This is a genomic window from Paenibacillus paludis (assembly GCF_042610515.1).
Classification (GTDB): domain Bacteria; phylum Bacillota; class Bacilli; order Paenibacillales; family Paenibacillaceae; genus Paenibacillus_AQ.
The window spans coordinates 81068-98942 of sequence record NZ_JBGJZP010000028.1 but is presented as its reverse complement, the minus strand read 5'-3'; the positions used below and the strand labels follow the sequence as shown (position 1 = coordinate 98942).

Annotated in this window: 16 protein-coding genes and 1 rRNA gene; 16 read left to right on the top strand and 1 reads right to left on the bottom strand. The window is 50.9% G+C overall.

What is annotated here, in order from left to right; genetic code table 11:
* From rrf to pssA, 9 genes are all read left to right on the top strand, one after another.
* Positions 1 to 83: ribosomal RNA gene (gene rrf / locus ACAN56_RS32510) — 5S ribosomal RNA — on the top strand; the annotation flags it as partial.
* Positions 84 to 504: 421 nt separating this feature from the next.
* Positions 505 to 1677, top strand: a complete 1173-nt coding sequence (locus ACAN56_RS32505; RefSeq protein WP_379147931.1) for a GNAT family N-acetyltransferase — start codon at positions 505 to 507, stop codon at positions 1675 to 1677.
* Positions 1678 to 2021: 344 nt separating this feature from the next.
* On the top strand, positions 2022 to 2483 hold the full coding sequence (locus ACAN56_RS32500) for a CtsR family transcriptional regulator (protein WP_038597151.1): 462 nt from the start codon (positions 2022 to 2024) through the stop codon (positions 2481 to 2483).
* 26 nt (positions 2484 to 2509) lie between these two features.
* Positions 2510 to 3034 (top strand): protein-arginine kinase activator protein McsA, encoded by a 525-nt coding sequence (gene mcsA, locus ACAN56_RS32495; RefSeq protein ID WP_076112967.1) that lies wholly within the window; start codon positions 2510 to 2512, stop codon positions 3032 to 3034.
* Positions 3035 to 3062: 28 nt separating this feature from the next.
* A complete protein-coding gene (mcsB, locus tag ACAN56_RS32490) occupies positions 3063 to 4127 on the top strand; it encodes a protein-arginine kinase McsB (RefSeq protein ID WP_038597147.1) in 1065 nt (354 codons plus the stop codon).
* Positions 4128 to 4163: 36 nt separating this feature from the next.
* Positions 4164 to 6632 (top strand): ATP-dependent protease ATP-binding subunit ClpC, encoded by a 2469-nt coding sequence (clpC, locus tag ACAN56_RS32485; RefSeq protein ID WP_038597145.1) that lies wholly within the window; start codon positions 4164 to 4166, stop codon positions 6630 to 6632.
* A 227-nt stretch (positions 6633 to 6859) separates the two neighbouring features.
* The gene (radA, locus tag ACAN56_RS32480) at positions 6860 to 8227 is read left to right on the top strand and encodes a DNA repair protein RadA (protein ID WP_038597143.1); all 1368 of its coding nucleotides are present in this window, start codon (positions 6860 to 6862) and stop codon (positions 8225 to 8227) included.
* Positions 8228 to 8240: 13 nt separating this feature from the next.
* Complete coding sequence (gene disA, locus ACAN56_RS32475; protein ID WP_038597139.1) at positions 8241 to 9317, top strand: DNA integrity scanning diadenylate cyclase DisA; 1077 nt, start codon at positions 8241 to 8243, stop codon at positions 9315 to 9317.
* A 63-nt stretch (positions 9318 to 9380) separates the two neighbouring features.
* Positions 9381 to 10118 carry a CDP-diacylglycerol--serine O-phosphatidyltransferase gene (gene pssA / locus ACAN56_RS32470; protein WP_038597137.1) on the top strand — a complete coding sequence of 246 codons (738 nt, stop codon included), beginning with the start codon at positions 9381 to 9383 and terminating at the stop codon, positions 10116 to 10118.
* A 137-nt stretch (positions 10119 to 10255) separates the two neighbouring features.
* Here the strand turns inward: pssA and ACAN56_RS32465 are convergent, their stop codons facing one another.
* Positions 10256 to 10651, bottom strand: coding sequence for a nucleoside triphosphate pyrophosphohydrolase family protein (locus ACAN56_RS32465; protein WP_038597135.1), 396 nt, complete (start codon positions 10649 to 10651; stop codon positions 10256 to 10258).
* A gap of 212 nt (positions 10652 to 10863) precedes the next feature.
* Here ACAN56_RS32465 and ACAN56_RS32460 point away from each other — a divergent pair, with 212 nt between their 5' ends.
* The 7 genes from ACAN56_RS32460 to ACAN56_RS32430 all read left to right on the top strand — a co-directional run bounded on the left by ACAN56_RS32460 (position 10864) and on the right by ACAN56_RS32430 (position 17862).
* On the top strand, positions 10864 to 11952 hold the full coding sequence (locus tag ACAN56_RS32460; protein ID WP_038597133.1) for a PIN/TRAM domain-containing protein: 1089 nt from the start codon (positions 10864 to 10866) through the stop codon (positions 11950 to 11952).
* A gap of 93 nt (positions 11953 to 12045) precedes the next feature.
* Positions 12046 to 12738 (top strand): 2-C-methyl-D-erythritol 4-phosphate cytidylyltransferase, encoded by a 693-nt coding sequence (gene ispD, locus ACAN56_RS32455; RefSeq protein WP_379147926.1) that lies wholly within the window; start codon positions 12046 to 12048, stop codon positions 12736 to 12738.
* A 2-nt stretch (positions 12739 to 12740) separates the two neighbouring features.
* Positions 12741 to 13229 carry a 2-C-methyl-D-erythritol 2,4-cyclodiphosphate synthase gene (gene ispF, locus ACAN56_RS32450; RefSeq protein WP_379147924.1) on the top strand — a complete coding sequence of 163 codons (489 nt, stop codon included), beginning with the start codon at positions 12741 to 12743 and terminating at the stop codon, positions 13227 to 13229.
* Positions 13230 to 13279: 50 nt separating this feature from the next.
* Positions 13280 to 14743, top strand: coding sequence for a glutamate--tRNA ligase (gltX, locus tag ACAN56_RS32445; RefSeq protein ID WP_379147922.1), 1464 nt, complete (start codon positions 13280 to 13282; stop codon positions 14741 to 14743).
* A 533-nt stretch (positions 14744 to 15276) separates the two neighbouring features.
* A complete protein-coding gene (gene cysE, locus ACAN56_RS32440; RefSeq protein ID WP_038597125.1) occupies positions 15277 to 15969 on the top strand; it encodes a serine O-acetyltransferase in 693 nt (230 codons plus the stop codon).
* A 52-nt stretch (positions 15970 to 16021) separates the two neighbouring features.
* The gene (gene cysS / locus ACAN56_RS32435; RefSeq protein ID WP_379147935.1) at positions 16022 to 17428 is read left to right on the top strand and encodes a cysteine--tRNA ligase; all 1407 of its coding nucleotides are present in this window, start codon (positions 16022 to 16024) and stop codon (positions 17426 to 17428) included.
* Complete coding sequence (locus tag ACAN56_RS32430) at positions 17425 to 17862, top strand: Mini-ribonuclease 3 (RefSeq protein ID WP_038597122.1); 438 nt, start codon at positions 17425 to 17427, stop codon at positions 17860 to 17862. The genes cysS and ACAN56_RS32430 overlap by 4 nt, the downstream gene beginning before the upstream one ends.
* Positions 17863 to 17875 lie beyond the last annotated feature (13 nt).

Below are 17875 nucleotides of genomic sequence, written 5' to 3'. Positions count from 1 at the left end.
CCATCCCGAACACGACCGTTAAGCCCTCCAGCGCCGATGGTACTTGGACCGAAGGGTCCTGGGAGAGTAGGACGCCGCCAAGCACACAAAGCCATTGTTGATTCATTGACAGTGGCTTTTTTGTGTTTGTGCAGGGCTGTGGAAATGTTGTGGATAATTTTCAGCAAGCGCAGAAAACTTACACACATGTGGATACAATATTTGATAGGGAACTATCCTTAAATGATGTGGATGAAAGACATATTCTTGGGGATTCGTCAAGAGAAAATCCAAGTAATACACGGGTTTTGTGGATAATATGTGGAATTTGTGGATAGAGACTTTAGAATCGTGGATAACTATTTTTTGCCGGAAAGATTTTCTTTCCGGTTCTTTGTGCTGCTGTGCATAAGTTGTGGATAACCATTGGATTCTTTATAATCTTTCTTGGCGGATTCGCGTACCGTTTCTGGGCTTGATATACTCTTAATAAGCACTATTCTATTTGATAATGAGGTGAAGGTATTGGAGATCAGGCAATTGCAGCTAGAGGATTTTGAGGCAAGCCTTGGCTTGTCCGAGTACGCTTTTCAATTCAAACTTAACGGTGACGACAGAGTAAAATCTAAACAGAAGTTCAAGCCGGAAAGAGTCTGGGGTATCTTTGAGGAAGGGGAGCTAAGTGCGAAGCTGACGCTGCTGCCTCTTCAGGTGTATGTGCAAGGCAAAGCCGTCTCCATGGGTGGGATTGCCGGAGTGGCGACATGGCCGGAGAACCGCAGACAGGGACTTGTGGCCAAGCTTTTGTCCCATACGCTACAAACAATGAATGAATCAGGTCATACGTTATCCTTCCTGCATCCCTTCTTGATTCCTTTTTACCGCAGGTTCGGATGGGAGATCTACTGTGAATATAAGAAGTACACGATACCGGTGGGCAAGTTTCCGCGGAAGGCCGAAATGGAGGGGCGTGTAGAGCGCGATAAAGCAAATATTGAAGTAATGGAGCAGTTATACGGGCGCTTTGCTTCCGGGTATAACGGTACGCTGCTGCGTGATCGTGAATGGTGGGAGAACAGCGTAGTGGATGAGGATACACGTCATTGTGTGTTTTATTCTGCAGCGGGTGAACCGGGAGGTTATGTTCTCTATAAAATAGAGAACAAAGAACTGGTTATTGATGAATTCATTTTTATGGACGAAGAAGCCCGCCGGGGATTGTGGACTTTTCTCGCCAACCATGATTCGATGGTCACCGCTGCGAAATTAAAGCTGGTGCCAGCAGATGATATGCTGCCGTTTTTGCTTCCGGATCCCCGTATTCCGCAGGAGAATTATCCTTATTTTATGGCGCGTATTGTTAATGCCAAAGCCTTTGTGGAAGGACTCACCTTTAAGGAACAGAATGAGCTGCAAAAGCGCACGTTGTATATTGAGGATGAGCATGCCCCATGGAACGACGGGCTGTGGGAGTGGAAGGTCAATCAGCAAGGTGAGGCATCTTTAATACAAGTAAAGGGTACCGGAGAGCAGGCGGATTTGCGCTGCGGCATTGGAACATTGACGGTGCTGCTGCTTGGATACAAACGTCCGGAAGAATTGCACCGCTGTGGGCAGTTAACCGGCAGTCTAGAAGCCGTGGAGTGGCTGAAAGGGATTATGCCGCAGGCACGGACCGCATTGTTTGATTTTTTCTGATCATAAGCAGCTCTTCCGCTTTGAATGAAGCAGGGAGAGCTTTATATTTTTCATATTAAAATGCATGTTGATCCAAGGGTTATTCCGAATACAATGGCGGCAATAAGTAAAAAATAAGACTAACCACTTGGAATTCAGTGAGAATATGTTATAATATGAAAAAAGTCAAAGAAAGTCAAAGTCAACGCATCCCGAAAGCAGTCTCTCCTAAGTTGTAAAGTCTGAAAGGCAGGACATTGTGTCCGATTCGCCTTTAGGTGCTTGGGTTAAGTTCTTAAGAGATCACCGCCGGACGGATGTACAGCAAGAATTACCCTAACGCTTTGAACACTGGAGGATGAGTGATGCGTAATATCTCCGATATTATCGAACAATATCTGAAGAATATTTTGCATGAAAGTCCCGAAGGTACGGTGGAAATTCAGCGTAATGATCTGGCGGACCAGTTCTCCTGTGTACCGTCGCAGATCAATTATGTCATCAGTACGCGCTTTACTTTGGAGAAGGGCTATGTGGTCGAGAGCAAACGTGGAGGCGGAGGTTACATCCGGATTCAGCGCTTTGAGCTTCCTCAGAATGTGGCGCTTTACGCACATCTCAAATCCACGATAGGCAATGATATTGACCAGAATTCCGCCGAAGGGCTGATCTACCAGCTTGAGGAGGCCCTGTTCTTAACCAAGCGTGAAGCGTGTCTCATGCGCGCCGCTGTTTCCCGGGATTGTCTGACGATTAATCTGCCCTACCGGGATGAGATTCGTGCCAAGATTATGAAAGCCATGCTGATTTCTTTGCTTGGTAAATAATACGAATGGTAAGGGGGACACCGCTTATGCTTTGCCAGGAATGCGGCGTCAAACCGGCTACCCTTCATTTCACCAAAATTGTGAGTGGAGAGAAGACGGAATTTCATATTTGTGAAAGCTGTGCGCGGGAGAAGGGGGAATTAATTCCCGGAACCGCGGGCGGGTTCTCCATTCACAGCCTGCTCTCCGGTTTACTGGATCTGGAAGGCTCCGGCAAGGAGAAATCCGCGGCAACCCAAAATGCACAGGGACTGAAATGCGAGAATTGCGGCATGACGTATTCCCAGTTCAGCAAACTTGGACGGTTCGGCTGCAGCTCCTGCTATAAATATTTTGACAGCACGCTGGATCCGCTGTTCCGAAGAGTGCACGGCAGCACCGCTCATGTAGGCAAGCTGCCGAAACGTGCGGGGGCACAAATTATGTGCAAACGGCAAATTGATGAACTGAAGTTGGAATTGCAGCAAAGCATTATGCAAGAGGAGTTTGAAACTGCAGCCGAGCTGCGGGATCAGATCCGCCGACTTGAAAAAGAAATGGCACAAGAGTAAAGTCTTTCATATATAGGGGGGATGCGGCATGTCAAGTCTCCGGTTTACCGAACAAGCGCTTAGTGACTGGATGCGCTGCGGTGGCAGCCATTCCGAGATTGTAATCAGCAGCCGTATGCGTATCGCCCGCAATCTGGAGCACCTGCCTTTTCCTTTGCTGGCATCTGCCGAGCAGGCGGAAGAGGCGCTGGAGCAGCTGGCACCCGTGTTTCAGGGAGAAGCTGCAGCGGACTTTGGTACCTTTCAACTGCTGAAGCTGGATGAGCTGGATGAGCTGGATAAAAAAGTGCTGGTGGAGAAACATCTGATCAGTCCAAATCTAGCCAATGATTCACGGGGTGGAGCGGTCATTTTGAACGAGGATGAGTCGGTCAGCATTATGATCAATGAGGAAGACCACCTCCGGATTCAATGTCTGTTTCCCGGCCTGCAGGTTAAAGAGGCTTGGGTAAGGGCAACGGCCATCGACGATATTTTTGAGGCTTCTGTCAATTATGCCTTTGATGATAGAAGAGGGTACTTAACGAGTTGCCCCACCAATGTAGGAACCGGGCTAAGAGCCTCGGTAATGCTGCATTTACCGGCACTGGTTATGACCCATCAGATCAACCGGATTCTATCCGCTGTAAATCAGGTGGGACTGACCGTAAGAGGAATTTATGGTGAGGGCAGCGAAGCAGTTGGGAACATCTTTCAGATATCCAACCAGATTACGCTGGGACAGACCGAAAGTGAGATCATTGAGAATCTTCACAGTGTGGTCACCCAGATTATAGAGCATGAACGGAATGCCCGTGAACGCCTGCTGGTTGATTCCGCACTGCGGATTACCGACCGGATTAAACGCTCTTACGGCATTTTGTCCTATGCGGCAGTGATGGAGCTTAAAGAGTCGGCCCAGCGGTTATCCGATTTGCGGCTTGGAGTCGATTTGGGGATACTGGAAGGGCCTTCGATTTCAGTGCTGAATGAGCTGAATGTCAAGACACAGCCCGGATTTTTGCAAAAGCTGTTCGGCGATGAGCTCACGGCTACTGAACGTGATATGTACCGGGCAAAGCTGCTCCGGGAAACACTGGGATCACAACATTAATTATAGATATTTATTATTCGTGGAGGTGCAGGAGATATGATGTTTGGAAGATTTACGGAACGCGCACAAAAAGTGCTGGCGCTGGCGCAAGAAGAAGCTGTTCGTTTGGGACACAACAACATTGGGACAGAACATATTTTGCTCGGACTGATTCGTGAAGGAGACGGCATAGCCGCAAAAGCTCTAATCGGACTTGGTCTGGGTCTTGAGAAAATTCAGGATGAAGTGGAAACACTGATCGGCAGAGGACAGGAGCAGCCAACAAACATCGCGTATACTCCTCGTGCCAAAAAAGTTATTGAGCTGTCGATGGACGAAGCCCGCAAGCTGGGACACACTTACGTCGGCACTGAGCATATCCTGCTCGGGCTTATCCGTGAAGGCGAGGGTGTAGCTGCCCGTGTACTCAACAACCTGGGGATCAGCCTTAACAAGGCCCGCCAGCAAGTGCTGCAGCTGCTCGGCAGCAGCGAAGCTACTTCCAGCCACAGCGGTGCGCCTGCCAATGTCAGCACACCAACGCTGGATGGCCTGGCCCGTGACCTTACCGCCTATGCCAAGGATGGCAACCTGGATCCGGTTATCGGCCGCAGTAAGGAAATTGAACGTGTCATTCAGGTGCTGAGCCGCCGGACTAAGAACAATCCGGTGCTGATCGGTGAGCCTGGGGTTGGTAAAACAGCCATTGCCGAAGGTCTGGCCCAAAAGATCATCAATAATGAAATTCCGGAAACGCTGCGCGACAAACGCGTAATGACTCTGGATATGGGTTCTGTAGTAGCCGGGACCAAATACCGCGGTGAGTTTGAAGACCGCCTTAAGAAGATTATGGATGAGATTCGCCAGGCAGGAAACATCGTGCTCTTCATTGACGAGCTGCACACCCTGATCGGTGCAGGCGGTGCGGAAGGTGCTATTGACGCCTCCAACATCCTGAAGCCGGCTCTGGCCCGTGGAGAGCTGCAATGCATCGGTGCCACTACGCTGGATGAATACCGCAAATATATTGAGAAAGATGCAGCCTTGGAACGCCGCTTCCAGCCTATTACGGTGGATCAGCCTTCTCCTGAGGAAGCTGTTCAGATTCTTTACGGACTACGTGACCGTTATGAAGCCCATCACCGGGTGAAGATCACGGATGAAGCCATCGTAGAGGCTGTAAAACTGTCCGACCGTTACATTCCTGACCGGTTCCTTCCGGACAAAGCAATTGACCTGATTGATGAAGCCGGCTCCAAGGTAAGATTGAACTCTTATACGATTCCGCCAAATCTGAAGGAACTGGAAATGCGTCTGGATGATATCCGCAAGGAGAAGGATTCAGCCGTACAGAGCCAGGAATTCGAGAAGGCTGCCGCACTGCGGGATACGGAGCAAAAGATCCGCGAGGAACTGGACACGACCAAGAACCAGTGGAAAGAGAAGCAAGGCCGCACTGACTCACAGGTTACACCAGAGGATATCGCTCAAGTGGTAGCCAGCTGGACCGGTATACCGGTTAGCAAGCTGAAGGAAGAGGAAACCGACCGTCTGCTTAATATGGAGTCTATCCTGCATGAACGGGTAATCGGCCAGGACGAAGCCGTCAAGGCAGTCAGCCGGGCCCTCCGCCGGGCACGAGCAGGACTTAAGGATCCTAAACGCCCTATGGGTTCCTTCATCTTCCTCGGTCCTACCGGGGTTGGTAAAACCGAGCTGGCACGGGCGCTTGCTGAAGCAATGTTCGGCGATGAGAATGCGGTGGTCCGGATTGATATGTCGGAGTACATGGAGAAACACTCCACTTCCCGTCTGGTAGGAGCGCCTCCAGGTTATGTTGGTTATGAAGAAGGCGGACAATTGACCGAGAAGGTACGCCGTAAACCATATTCCGTAGTACTGCTGGACGAAATTGAGAAGGCCCATCCGGAAGTATTCAACATCCTGCTGCAGGTGCTGGAAGACGGCCGTCTGACCGATTCCAAAGGCCGCGTGGTCGATTTCCGCAATACTCTGATCATTCTTACCTCCAATGTAGGGGCGCAGGCGATCAAGAAGAATTCGACGCTGGGCTTCACAGCGGTGCAGGATGCGGGAGCAGACTACACCAATATGAAGGGCAAGGTTATGGATGAGCTGAAGAAGAGCTTCCGTCCCGAGTTCCTGAACCGGATCGATGAGATCATTGTCTTCCACTCCCTGGAAGAAAAGCATATCGCAGAAATTGTTACGCTGATGTCCGATGAGCTGCGCAAGCGGCTGCGTGAGTACGATGTGGACTTTGAGCTGACAGAGGGAGGCAAAGCCTTCCTGGCCAAAGAGGGTTATGATCCAGCCTTCGGCGCACGTCCGCTTCGCCGGGCGATCCAGAAGCATATTGAGGACCGGCTGTCCGAAGAACTGCTGAAGGGCAACATCAAAAAAGGCGATTCCCTCAAGATCGATGAGGTGAACGGTGAGCTTGTCGTAACTACCGTTGAGCCGCCAGCAGCTTCCCTGGAAAAAGAAGTGGAAACTGAGAAATAATATCCATCTGTGAAACATAGCTCCCGCTCCTCCGTATAGAGGGGCGGGGGCTTTTTGTTGCTGTGCAGACCCTTTTGGTGATAATTCACCCGCATTTCAGGAAAGTTAATGAGATACTCCTCAAAAGTAGCTCTGAACTGACCTTTCGTTCAAGGTGCAGAAATGGTAAACTTTGAATAAGAGAAAATTATCCGCAATTTAAGCAGTTCGGACGGTAAGGAGTACACATGGCTAAACCAAAAACTAAATTTTTCTGCACCGAATGCGGCTACGAATCGCCGAAGTGGTTCGGCAAATGCCCGGGCTGCCAGGCATGGAACTCCATGGTTGAGGAGACCGAAAGCGTAGTCAAAACACAAGGAATGAATGCACCTATTTTTCAGAGTAAAGAAAAGGCGCAATCGATCATAAATATAGAAAGTGACAAAGAGCCCCGTATATTGACAGGCATCGGTGAGCTTAACCGGGTTCTCGGCGGAGGTATTGTGCCGGGTTCGCTGGTGCTGGTCGGAGGCGACCCCGGCATCGGGAAATCAACCCTGCTGCTGCAGACCTCGCATGCATTGACTACTCAAGGTTTACGCGTACTGTACATCTCGGGAGAAGAATCGGTTCGGCAGACGAAACTCCGTGCCGATCGCCTCGGGGCGTTGTCGGCAGAGCTGTATGTACTATGCGAAACGAATATGGAAAGCATCGAGGAAGCCATTGAACAGATCAAACCTCAGTTCCTCGTCATTGACTCCATCCAGACGGTATTCATGCCGGAAGTAACCAGTGCACCTGGCAGCGTGACACAGGTTCGGGAATGTACGACAAGATTTATGCGTATCGCCAAAATCCGCGGGATCGCAACAGTACTTGTTGGTCATGTTACCAAGGAAGGGGCGATTGCCGGACCCCGAATGCTGGAGCATATGGTGGATTGCGTGCTCTATTTTGAAGGAGAGCGGCATCATACGTACCGGTTGCTCCGGGCAGTTAAGAACCGCTTCGGTTCAACCAATGAGATCGGTATCTTTGAGATGGGGGAGATCGGGCTTACAGAAGTGGAGAATCCCTCCGAGCTGTTCTTGTCCGAACGTCCGCTAGGTGTAGCGGGTTCAGCAGTAGTGGCGAGTATGGAAGGAACCAGACCGGTGCTTGTTGAGCTTCAGGCACTTGTCGCTGCAACTCATTTCCCTTCCCCCCGCCGGATGTGCACAGGTATGGACCACCAGCGGATGGCGCTTATTATTGCGGTGCTGGAGAAGCGGATGGGGATGTTCCTGCAGAACCAGGATGCTTATCTGAACGTTGCCGGTGGGGTGAAACTGGATGAACCGGCAGTAGATTTGGCTGTAGCTATCAGCATAGCTTCCAGCTTCCGCGATATATCAACCAAGCCTTATGATGTCTTCTTTGGTGAAGTCGGTCTCACCGGTGAGGTCAGGGGGGTCTCACGCGCGGAAATGCGGGTGAAGGAAGCGTCTAAACTTGGCTTCCGGAGAGTGATTATGCCAGAGAAGAGCATGAAAGGCTGGAAACATCCGCAGGATATCCAGATTATTGGCGTCAGTACCGTAGCAGATGCACTATCGGTCGCGTTAGATTAGGGGGCATAGGAAGATGAAAGAATATAATCAATTAGATAATATGAATGATCTGCTGAGGATGGCGGCACCCGGAACTCCCTTCCGGGAAGGTCTGGAGAATGTGCTGCGTGCAAAGACAGGAGCTTTGATTGTTGTCGGATACAGCCCGGAGGTGATGGAAGTTGTCGATGGGGGATTCTCCATTAACTGCGATTTTTCACCCAATTATTTATATGAATTAGCTAAAATGGACGGAGCCATTATTCTGAGCGAGGATTTGAAACGGATACTGTACGCAAATACGCAGCTCATTCCCGATTCCTCCATCTCATCCATTGAAACAGGGATCCGCCACCGCACTGCAGAGCGTGTCGCCAAGCAGACGGGCAAGCTGGTGGTATCCATTTCCCAGCGGCGCAACATCATTACCTTGTATCAAGGTTCCATCCGTTATGCGCTTAAGGAGATTGGGGCAATTCTGGCCAAGGCCAACCAGGCCATACAAACCCTGGAGAAGTACAAAGCAGTACTTACCCAGGGTTTAACGAACCTTTCCGCTTCTGAATATGAAGGCATCGTTACCGTGGCTGAAGTTGTCGGGGTGATCCAGCGGGTGGAGATGGTACTGCGCATTAAAATGGAAATCAAGCGCTATATCAACGAACTCGGCAACGAAGGGCGCTTGATCAGCATGCAGATGGAAGAACTGGTTGGAAATACAGAGGAAGAAGCATGGCTTCTGTACAGAGACTATGCAAGAGAGGAACAGGAGGACAAAATCCGCGAAATTATTGCCGGACTCAAACGTTCCAGCGACGATGAGCTGATGGATGACAATCATATTGCCCGTCTGCTTGGTTATTCCTCTACAGCGATTGCCTCCGAGGAAGTCGTTACTCCGCGCGGGTACCGGCTGCTTAATAAGATTCCACGCCTGCCGAATGTGATCATCCACAATCTGGTGGAGCGCTTCGAAATGCTGCCGAATCTGATGACCGCGAGCATCGCGGAACTCGATGAGGTGGATGGAATCGGAGAGGTTCGGGCACGAAATATCCAAGACGGACTTAAACGCCTGCAGAAACAAGTTCTTATTGACAGGCAAATGTAAATAACATACAATCACGTAATATTGAAGAAGTTAGGCTCAAAGTAATAAAATAGAGGTGAAGAAATGATACAAAAATCAATTCCGAGTCTTTTTACCATTGGTAACCTGATGCTTGGAATGTTTGGTATCATGATGGCGTTTGACGGCAAGCTTAGCATGGCCGCTATCATGGTGATTATCGCTATGCTGCTTGACGGACTAGATGGCCGTGTAGCGCGGGCACTGGGCTGCGAGAGTGAATTTGGCAAAGAGCTGGATTCCCTATCCGATGTCGTATCCTTTGGTGTGGCACCTGCGCTAATTATGTATCTTACAAGCCTGCAGGATTTGAGTTCTGCGCTCGGCTGGACTGTAACAGCAATATTCCCGGTATTCGGGGCGCTGCGGTTGGCCCGTTTTAATGTCCGCCCGGGAATCCCCGGATATTTTGTCGGTTTGCCTATTCCTGCTGCAGGTGGCGTGCTCGCCACACTGGCCCTTTTTCATAAAGATGTTTCCGCTCCATTCATGATTGTTGCCACTTTGCTCTTATCTTATCTGATGGTCAGCACAGTTAAATACCCTAACTTCAAGAAGATCGGACTGCCCAAAAAAGCGGTCGTTGGTGCGCCGTTAGTGATTATTGTGGCGGTAGCAGTAGCAGTTGTGTTCCCGGAGCAGATTGCCAAGATGATCTTTGGACTGCTCGCGCTGTATGCTTTGTACGGATTTAAGCATAATATTGACCGGCTCACGGCACGTCGCCGTCACCGCCGCAGAAGACGTTCGGAAGACAAGATCTATCACTCCAAGAACGGGTAGCCTGTAAGTTATTCCTCTAGATAATCATTCCTTTATATATACCGAAAAAGGCTTTGCCCTCCCTGACCTCAGTGGACGGCAAAGCCTTTTTCGGCTGAACGAATGAAGAAAGCATACAAGAGCGTCGTCAGCCATGATTAGGATAGGTTGAACAAACCGAGCGTAGCGCATTTCTGCGATTCCTTCACCACAACCTCGTCCATATTAATGTCAAGCAGATTGCACAGTGCAGACATATAGAACAATTCCCGCCCCAGCTCGGAAGCGACAACTTCACGGCAGTTCTCGCACAGCTGGCCCTCAAGATGAGTTCCTGCGAGTTCCTTGGCTTGTTCAAGTCCCAAAGCGGGCTCGAACACCTGTTTGGTGGCATGCAGCTGAATACAGCCGCATTCGGTAATGGCCTTGACAACGGCACGGTTGACGGATGCGCTGCTCTGCCCGTTCTTGGACATTACATCCAGAAGACTACGGTGACGGAGCAGCAGTTCGGAGACTTGATCCTGAAAGGCCTGTAAACTTGGTGCGCTCATTTTTCATTCACCCCTGGGTTCGTAATTGAGTTCATTATATGCCAGGGCCCCCCTGTTTTCAACGGGAATAGGAGTTCCTGGGAATCTTTACAGAAGCGGTAAGGTAAAAGTATGAGAAAAAATAAGCAACCCCCGATTACCGTCCTGAAAATTGGAACATACTGGTGAGGTATAGATCATTTTAGGATGAATAAAAGGAGGTGCTTAAGGTTATGTGGAAAAAAGTGATGTTGACGCTTGCCGGGTTATGCGGAGCCTGGTCCGGTTTTTCGCTATACCATACGGCAGAAAAAGGGTTCCCGGAGGGAATGGGAAAGCTGGGGGAAAATCTGCCTGTGGAAGGAAGCATTTTATTTACGGTGCTGGGTGCCATTATTTTTTTGTTTGCGGGGACTTTATGCGCGGAGTGGGCAGGTTCAAAGCTGCGTGAGGCGGTGCTGTACTGCTCGCGAATTCCGATGAATGAATTGGCCGCAGGTGCCGCAGGACTTACGGGAGGGCTGCTGTTGTCCCTGCTGCTCCATCCGGCCATGGACTGGCTGGGGAAGGCAGGTGAGCTGGTGCAGGTGGCTGCCACGCTAGCTCTGGGTTATATGGGGCTGCGTATCGGTCTGGAGAAGAAAGAGGAGTTGGCCTCGCTTTGGACAACCGGGCGCTTTGGACAATCGGCTGAACCGGAGGGCCGCGGACTGGAGGAGCATAAAATTCTCGATACCAGCGTCATTATTGACGGGCGGATTGCTGACATCTGCAAAACGGGATTTATCGAGGGGACGATTGTCATCCCTGAGTTTGTTCTGGAAGAGCTTCAGCATATCGCCGATTCTTCCGATCTGCTGAAACGCAACCGTGGCCGGCGCGGTCTAGATATTCTCAATAAGATCCAGAAAGAACTGGATGTGAAGGTACTGATCTACGAAGGCGATTTCGAAGAGATCTCCGAGGTGGACAGCAAGCTGGTCAAGCTCGCCAAAGTGCTGCGCGGCAAGGTGGTAACCAATGATTTCAATCTCAATAAGGTCTGTGAGCTGCAGGGGGTTTCCGTACTTAATATCAACGATCTGGCAAATGCGGTAAAACCGGTTGTTCTGCCGGGAGAGGAGATTATCGTACAGGTCATTAAAGACGGCAAGGAGCATGGACAAGGGGTAGCCTATCTCGATGATGGAACAATGATTGTCGTTGAAGGCGGACGTGAGTACATCGGCACGACAATGGAGGTTTTGGTTACAAGCGTGCTGCAGACCTCAGCCGGCAGAATGATTTTCGCCAAACCGAAGCTGCTGGAAAAAGCGCAATAAGCAAGAAGCCATATCGCAAAATGTCTTTTGGGTTGGAAATGACCGCCAAACACGTTATGATGGGGATATACGTGAAAGACAGGAGCAAAAAGAATGTCGAACAGTGTGGGCGCCGTGATTGTGGCGGCAGGCAGAGGAACACGGATGGGGACCGCCGAGAGCAAGCAATATTTGCTGCTTCAAGGCAAACCCATTATCGTGCATACGCTGGAGGTGTTCCAGCAGCATGAGCTTATCTCTGAAATTGTACTGGTCACTGGCCAGGAGGACATAGAACGCTGCCGGGAATGGGTAGAGGCCTATAAGCTGGATAAAGTGAAGGCTGTCGTTCCCGGAGGCTCCGAACGTCAGCACTCCGTACATTTGGGGCTAAAGCAGCTGGACACCAACTGGGTCATGGTGCATGACGGTGTACGTCCATTCGTGCAGGAGAGTGAGATTGATGCTTGCTACGAACGGGCCAGAGCGGTCGGCGCGTCTGTACTTGCAGTGCCGGTAAAGGATACGATCAAGCAGGTGGACGGTAATGGCAAGGTGCTGTCTACGCCGGATCGGCGAAGTCTGTGGGCGATTCAGACCCCGCAGACTTTTCGTCTGTCTGATTTGCTTTCGGCGTATGCCGCGGCGGAGCGGGAAGGATTTAGTGGCACCGATGACTCCAGCCTGGCCGAGCGCAGCGGGATTCCGGTATCTGTGGTGGAGGGAAGCTACAGGAACATAAAGATCACAACGCCGGAAGACCTCGATTTTGCCGAATTTACAGAAAGAAACAGGGGAGAGGGTTAAGCATGATAGCTGTAGGACAAGGTTTTGATGTACACCAGCTGGTAGAGGGAAGACCGTGTATTATTGGCGGAGTCACCATTCCTTATGAAAAAGGGCTGCTGGGGCACTCCGATGCGGATGTGCTGCTGCACGCGGTAAGTGATGCTATTCTGGGAGCGCTTGGGCTTGGCGATATCGGCAGGCATTTTCCCGACACCGATCCGGCCTTCAAGGATGCGGACAGCCTGAAGCTGCTGGAGCAGGTATGGAGTCTTGCCCGCGAGCGTGGCTATAAGCTCGGCAATATCGACTCAACCATTATTGCCCAGAAGCCAAAGATGGCTCCGTACATCCCGCAGATGACTGAGATCATTGCCCGCGCGCTGGGAGCGGAAGCCTCGAAAGTGAATGTAAAAGCGACCACTACCGAACAGCTCGGTTTTGCCGGACGCGGCGAAGGAATTGCGGCACAATCTATTGTCTGCCTGCTCCAAGATGTGATATCATCTTGAGATGGCTGCATGTGACCTAATTTTAACCATTATGAAGCGGAGGGAATACTATGGCGGATCAAGTCCGGGTGCGTTACGCACCGAGCCCTACGGGACATTTACATATCGGAAATGCCAGAACAGCACTGTTTAACTATTTATTTGCCCGTAATCTGGGCGGGAAATTCATTATCCGGATCGAAGATACGGATGTAAAGCGCAATGTCGCCGGCGGGGAAGAAAGCCAGCTGAAATATTTGAAATGGCTGGGAGTAGACTGGGACGAGAGCGTCGACGTTGGGGGAGAATACGGCCCTTACCGCCAGACTGAACGCCTTGATTTGTATCGTATCTACTGGCAGGATTTGCTGGACCGCGGTCTGGCTTACCGCTGCTATTGCACCGAAGAGGAGCTGGAAGCGGAACGTGAGGAACAGACGGCCCGCGGCGAAACTCCGCGTTATTCCGGCAAGCACCGCGATTTGACAGAGGAACAACGCCTCGCGTTTGAAGCGGAAGGACGTATTGCCAGCATCCGCTTCCGGGTGCCGGAAGATCGCACATATACCTTTGAGGACATCGTAAAAGGCAGCATTTCTTTTACTACTAAAGAAATGGGCGATTTTGTAATCGTGAAGAAGGACGGAATTCCGACCTATAACTTTGCTGTAGCGATAGATGATCATCTGATGGAAATCTCCCATGTGCTGCGCGGGGAAGACCATATTTCCAATACGCCGCGCCAGCTGATGATTTATGAATCACTTGGCTGGGAACCGCCGCTCTTTGGCCATATGACGCTGATTGTCGGCGATGACCACAAGAAGCTGAGCAAACGGAATGAATCCATTATTCAATTCATCGAGCAGTATGATCAGCTCGGCTATCTGCCGGAAGCGCTCTTTAACTTCATCTCCTTGCTTGGCTGGTCTCCGGAAGGTGAAGAGGAAATCTTTAATAAAGAAGAGCTGATCTTGATCTTTACCGCTGAGCGCCTGTCCAAGAGTCCCGCTGTGTTCGACACGAACAAGCTGGCTCATTTGAACAATCACTACATTAAGCATGCGGATCCAAAGCGGATTGCAGCACTGGCCATTCCTCATCTGCAAAAGGCGGGAAGACTGCCGGCTCAGCTTAATGACGAACAGCAGACCTGGGCGGAAACACTTGTTGCACTGTATCAGGAGCAGCTGACGGCTGCATCGGATATTGTCGGGCTGTCCGAAATGTTCTTCCGCAGCCATGTGGAGCTCGAAACGGAAGCGGCTCAGATTCTGGCTGAGAGCCAGGTTTCTGAAGTTCTCTCCGCTTTTCTGGCCAAGGTGGAAGGTGCTGAAGATTTCACTGCCAGCAATATGGCTGTTCTGATTAAAGAAGTGCAGAAAGAGACGGGCCACAAAGGAAAAGCGCTGTTTATGCCAATCCGCGTCGCTTTGACCGGCCAGACTCATGGCCGTGATCTGAATGTGACGATTGCCCTGCTGGGCCGGAACCGTGTCATTGAACGTTTGAAATCACAAATCAAAGGGGCCTAAGCTTTGATGGCCTGGGGGCAAACCTCTTGTCAGTCCCTTATCTTTTCGCTAAGATAGAAGAATATTGTAATAGCTGTGATCAGGAAAAGTACGCGCATAAGGACAATTGCCAGAGAGAATAACCTCGTAAGGAACTTCCTTAAGAGGCTGGAAGTTATTCATTTGTCCGCCGCTGAACATGCGCCTGTGAGCTGCAGGGTTGAGCGTTCCCTTGAGGGACGTTAGACTGTGCCGGGAACGTTGCCGTTAACGACGCAAGAGGGATGTTGCATCCAGAGGCCAGAATGTTGGGCTGGGCAATATGCAATCATCCAAGCAGAGTGGAACCGCGGTTACACGCCTCTGCAGCTTTAAGCTGCAGAGGCGTTTTTTGTTGAAATAGGAGAGCAGATTCTTTGGACATAAAGATGGATTTCTGACCAAGCCTAAGCCCGCGGCAAACGTGTAGAGAGATAGATAGTGGGCTGCGCCAATACCTTCCTTATGCGTACCTGTAAACAGGAGGCGGGGAAGCCAAGAAGAGGGGAACCGTGATGTTTAAGCATATCAAGTCGGACATTCGGGCAGTATTCGACAACGATCCCGCAGCCCGCAGCAGATTCGAGGTTGTCTTCACTTATGCCGGACTTCACGCCATTTGGGGTCATCGGATGGCCCACTCTTTTTACAAACGGCGTTGGTTTACGCTGGCGCGCATCGTTTCACAGATCAGCAGGTTTATGACCGGTGTCGAAATTCATCCCGGCGCCCGTATCGGGGATCGGTTGTTTATCGACCATGGCATGGGGATAGTCATTGGCGAAACTTGTGAAATCGGTGATGATGTTATTATCTATCAAGGGGTTACGCTTGGGGGGACCGGTAAAGAAAAAGGGAAACGCCATCCTACTGTCGGCAATAATGTTGTAATTGGTTCCGGTGCGAAAGTACTGGGATCGTTCCGGATCGGCGATAATTCCAATATCGGCTCCAACGCAGTCGTACTGCGTGAAGTGCCCAATAACAGCACTGTGGTAGGCAATCCCGGCCGAGTGGTCAAGCGCAACGGGGAACGGGTATCCGATCGTCTCGATCATACCAAGATGCCGGATCCGCTGGTAGATTCCCTGCGTTTCCTGCAGAAGGAGATTGAGGAGATCCGGGAACAGCTCGGGAACGAGGATAAGCAGAAAGCCGAGCAGCGGCGGCTGGAGAGCCAGCAATATATAGGGGACTATGAAATTTAAGCATCCCGGTATTCCAGTGAATGCCGGAACATCAGAAAGGATTGGGAACAGCATGGCTTTGCAAATCTACAACACAATGAGTCGCAGCAAGGAGCAGTTTGTGCCTCTGAAGTCAGGCGAGGTAAAAATGTACGTATGCGGACCAACCGTCTACGGCTATATGCATATCGGAAATGCCAGACCTGTTATCGTTTTTGATACGGTCCGCAATTATTTAGAGGCAATCGGCAATGAGGTGCAATATATTACCAATTTCACCGATGTCGATGACAAGCTGATCCGCAAAGCGGAGGAAATGAATACTACAGTAGCTGAAGTCGCTGAAATTTTTATCGCTGCCTACGGTGAAGATCTTGCCGGTCTGGGTGTAAAGCCGGCAACGATGAATCCGCGGGTTACACAAAGTATGGATCTGATCATTGAGCTCATCAAGGAGCTTGAAGACAAAGGTTATGCTTATGAGAACGGCGGCGATGTGTATTACCGCACGGGCAAATTTGCCGATTACGGCAAGCTGTCCCGCCAGAATCTCGAGGAACTGCAATTCGGCATTCGTGTGGAAGTAGACTCGCGCAAGGAGAAGCCCGAGGATTTTGTGCTGTGGAAAGCGGCCAAACCGGGGGAAATCCATTGGCATAGTCCTTGGGGGAATGGACGTCCCGGCTGGCATATCGAGTGCTCGGCCATGGTCCGCGAATATTTGGGCGATACTATTGATATCCACGGCGGGGGGCAGGATCTACAGTTCCCGCATCATGAATGCGAATGCGCACAAACGGAAGTGCTGACCGGCAAGCAGCTGTCGAACTATTGGATGCACAACGGATTTCTCAACATCGGAGACGAGAAAATGTCGAAATCGCTCGGCAACGGGCTGCTGGTTAAGGATATCCGCCAGCGTTTCAAAGCCGGAACGATCCGCTATTTCATGCTCTCCACCCATTACCGCAATCCGCTGAACTTTTCGGAAGAAGCACTGCTGTCTGCCGAGAAAAGCGCCGAGCGGATCGCGCTGGCAGAGAGTAATGTGAAGCATCGTCTGGAACTTGCTCCTGAAGGGGCTGGGGAAGCAGCGAGCGCAGAGACCGTGGATCGCCTGACGAATATACTGGAGACTTTCCATGCTAAAATGCAGGATGATTTCAATACCCCGGATGCGATCACTGCTGTATTCGACTGGGTAAGCCTTGCGAATCTTACGCTTGCGAACAACGAGGCGAAATCCGCGGATTTTGCGGCGCTGCTGAAGGCTTTTGCGGAGATGAATGCGGTTCTGCGCCTTGCTCCCGAGCTTGAAGAAGAGGTCGCAAGTGAAGATGTGGAGCGGCTGATCGCAGAGCGGGCAGAAGCGCGCAAGAATAAGAACTGGGGACGGTCCGATGAAATCCGCGACGAGTTGAACAGTTTGGGCATCCTGCTTGAAGACACTCCACAAGGAATGCGGTGGCGTCGTAAATGAGCGGGGAGTTCAATGTGAACAACGCTTGGTTCCCGTACGAACCCTCCAAGCCGGTCCGGCAGCTCTCGCCAATCGTGCTCGCTTATGCGGGAGACGCGATTTATGAAGTGGCTGTCCGCCAATATCTGATCTCGCTGCCGAATCTGCGTCCGAATCACTTGCACCGCACGGCAACAGGACTGGTCTCGGCTAAGGCGCAAAGCACCATTCTTGCCTTTCTTGACCCGATGCTCACGGATGAGGAGAAGGATGTCGCCCGGCAAGGACGGAACGCTAAGTCTGGGACGATCCCCAAAAATGCGGATGTGCTGGAATACCGCCATGCCACCGCTTTTGAATGCCTGATCGGGCACCTGTATTACACAGGGCAGCAGGAGAGAATACAAGAACTCGTCCACAGTAGTATAGAGTACATGATGAACCGGCCCAAGTGAGGCCATAAAACTT

What these genes read in the sequence shown, in the direction of transcription:
- pssA (WP_038597137.1), top strand. Translation starts at nt 9,381, where the DNA reads ATGATACAAAAATCAATTCCGAGTCTTTTTACCATTGGTAACCTGATG.
- ACAN56_RS32460 (WP_038597133.1), top strand. Translation starts at nt 10,864, where the DNA reads ATGTGGAAAAAAGTGATGTTGACGCTTGCCGGGTTATGCGGAGCCTGG.
- ACAN56_RS32500 (WP_038597151.1), top strand. Translation starts at nt 2,022, where the DNA reads ATGCGTAATATCTCCGATATTATCGAACAATATCTGAAGAATATTTTG.
- clpC (WP_038597145.1), top strand. Translation starts at nt 4,164, where the DNA reads ATGATGTTTGGAAGATTTACGGAACGCGCACAAAAAGTGCTGGCGCTG.
- disA (WP_038597139.1), top strand. Translation starts at nt 8,241, where the DNA reads ATGAAAGAATATAATCAATTAGATAATATGAATGATCTGCTGAGGATG.
- radA (WP_038597143.1), top strand. Translation starts at nt 6,860, where the DNA reads ATGGCTAAACCAAAAACTAAATTTTTCTGCACCGAATGCGGCTACGAA.
- ACAN56_RS32465 (WP_038597135.1), bottom strand. Translation starts at nt 10,651, where the DNA reads ATGAGCGCACCAAGTTTACAGGCCTTTCAGGATCAAGTCTCCGAACTG.
- cysE (WP_038597125.1), top strand. Translation starts at nt 15,277, where the DNA reads ATGTTTAAGCATATCAAGTCGGACATTCGGGCAGTATTCGACAACGAT.
- ACAN56_RS32430 (WP_038597122.1), top strand. Translation starts at nt 17,425, where the DNA reads ATGAGCGGGGAGTTCAATGTGAACAACGCTTGGTTCCCGTACGAACCC.
- cysS (WP_379147935.1), top strand. Translation starts at nt 16,022, where the DNA reads ATGGCTTTGCAAATCTACAACACAATGAGTCGCAGCAAGGAGCAGTTT.
- gltX (WP_379147922.1), top strand. Translation starts at nt 13,280, where the DNA reads ATGGCGGATCAAGTCCGGGTGCGTTACGCACCGAGCCCTACGGGACAT.
- ispF (WP_379147924.1), top strand. Translation starts at nt 12,741, where the DNA reads ATGATAGCTGTAGGACAAGGTTTTGATGTACACCAGCTGGTAGAGGGA.
- ispD (WP_379147926.1), top strand. Translation starts at nt 12,046, where the DNA reads ATGTCGAACAGTGTGGGCGCCGTGATTGTGGCGGCAGGCAGAGGAACA.
- mcsB (WP_038597147.1), top strand. Translation starts at nt 3,063, where the DNA reads ATGTCAAGTCTCCGGTTTACCGAACAAGCGCTTAGTGACTGGATGCGC.
- mcsA (WP_076112967.1), top strand. Translation starts at nt 2,510, where the DNA reads ATGCTTTGCCAGGAATGCGGCGTCAAACCGGCTACCCTTCATTTCACC.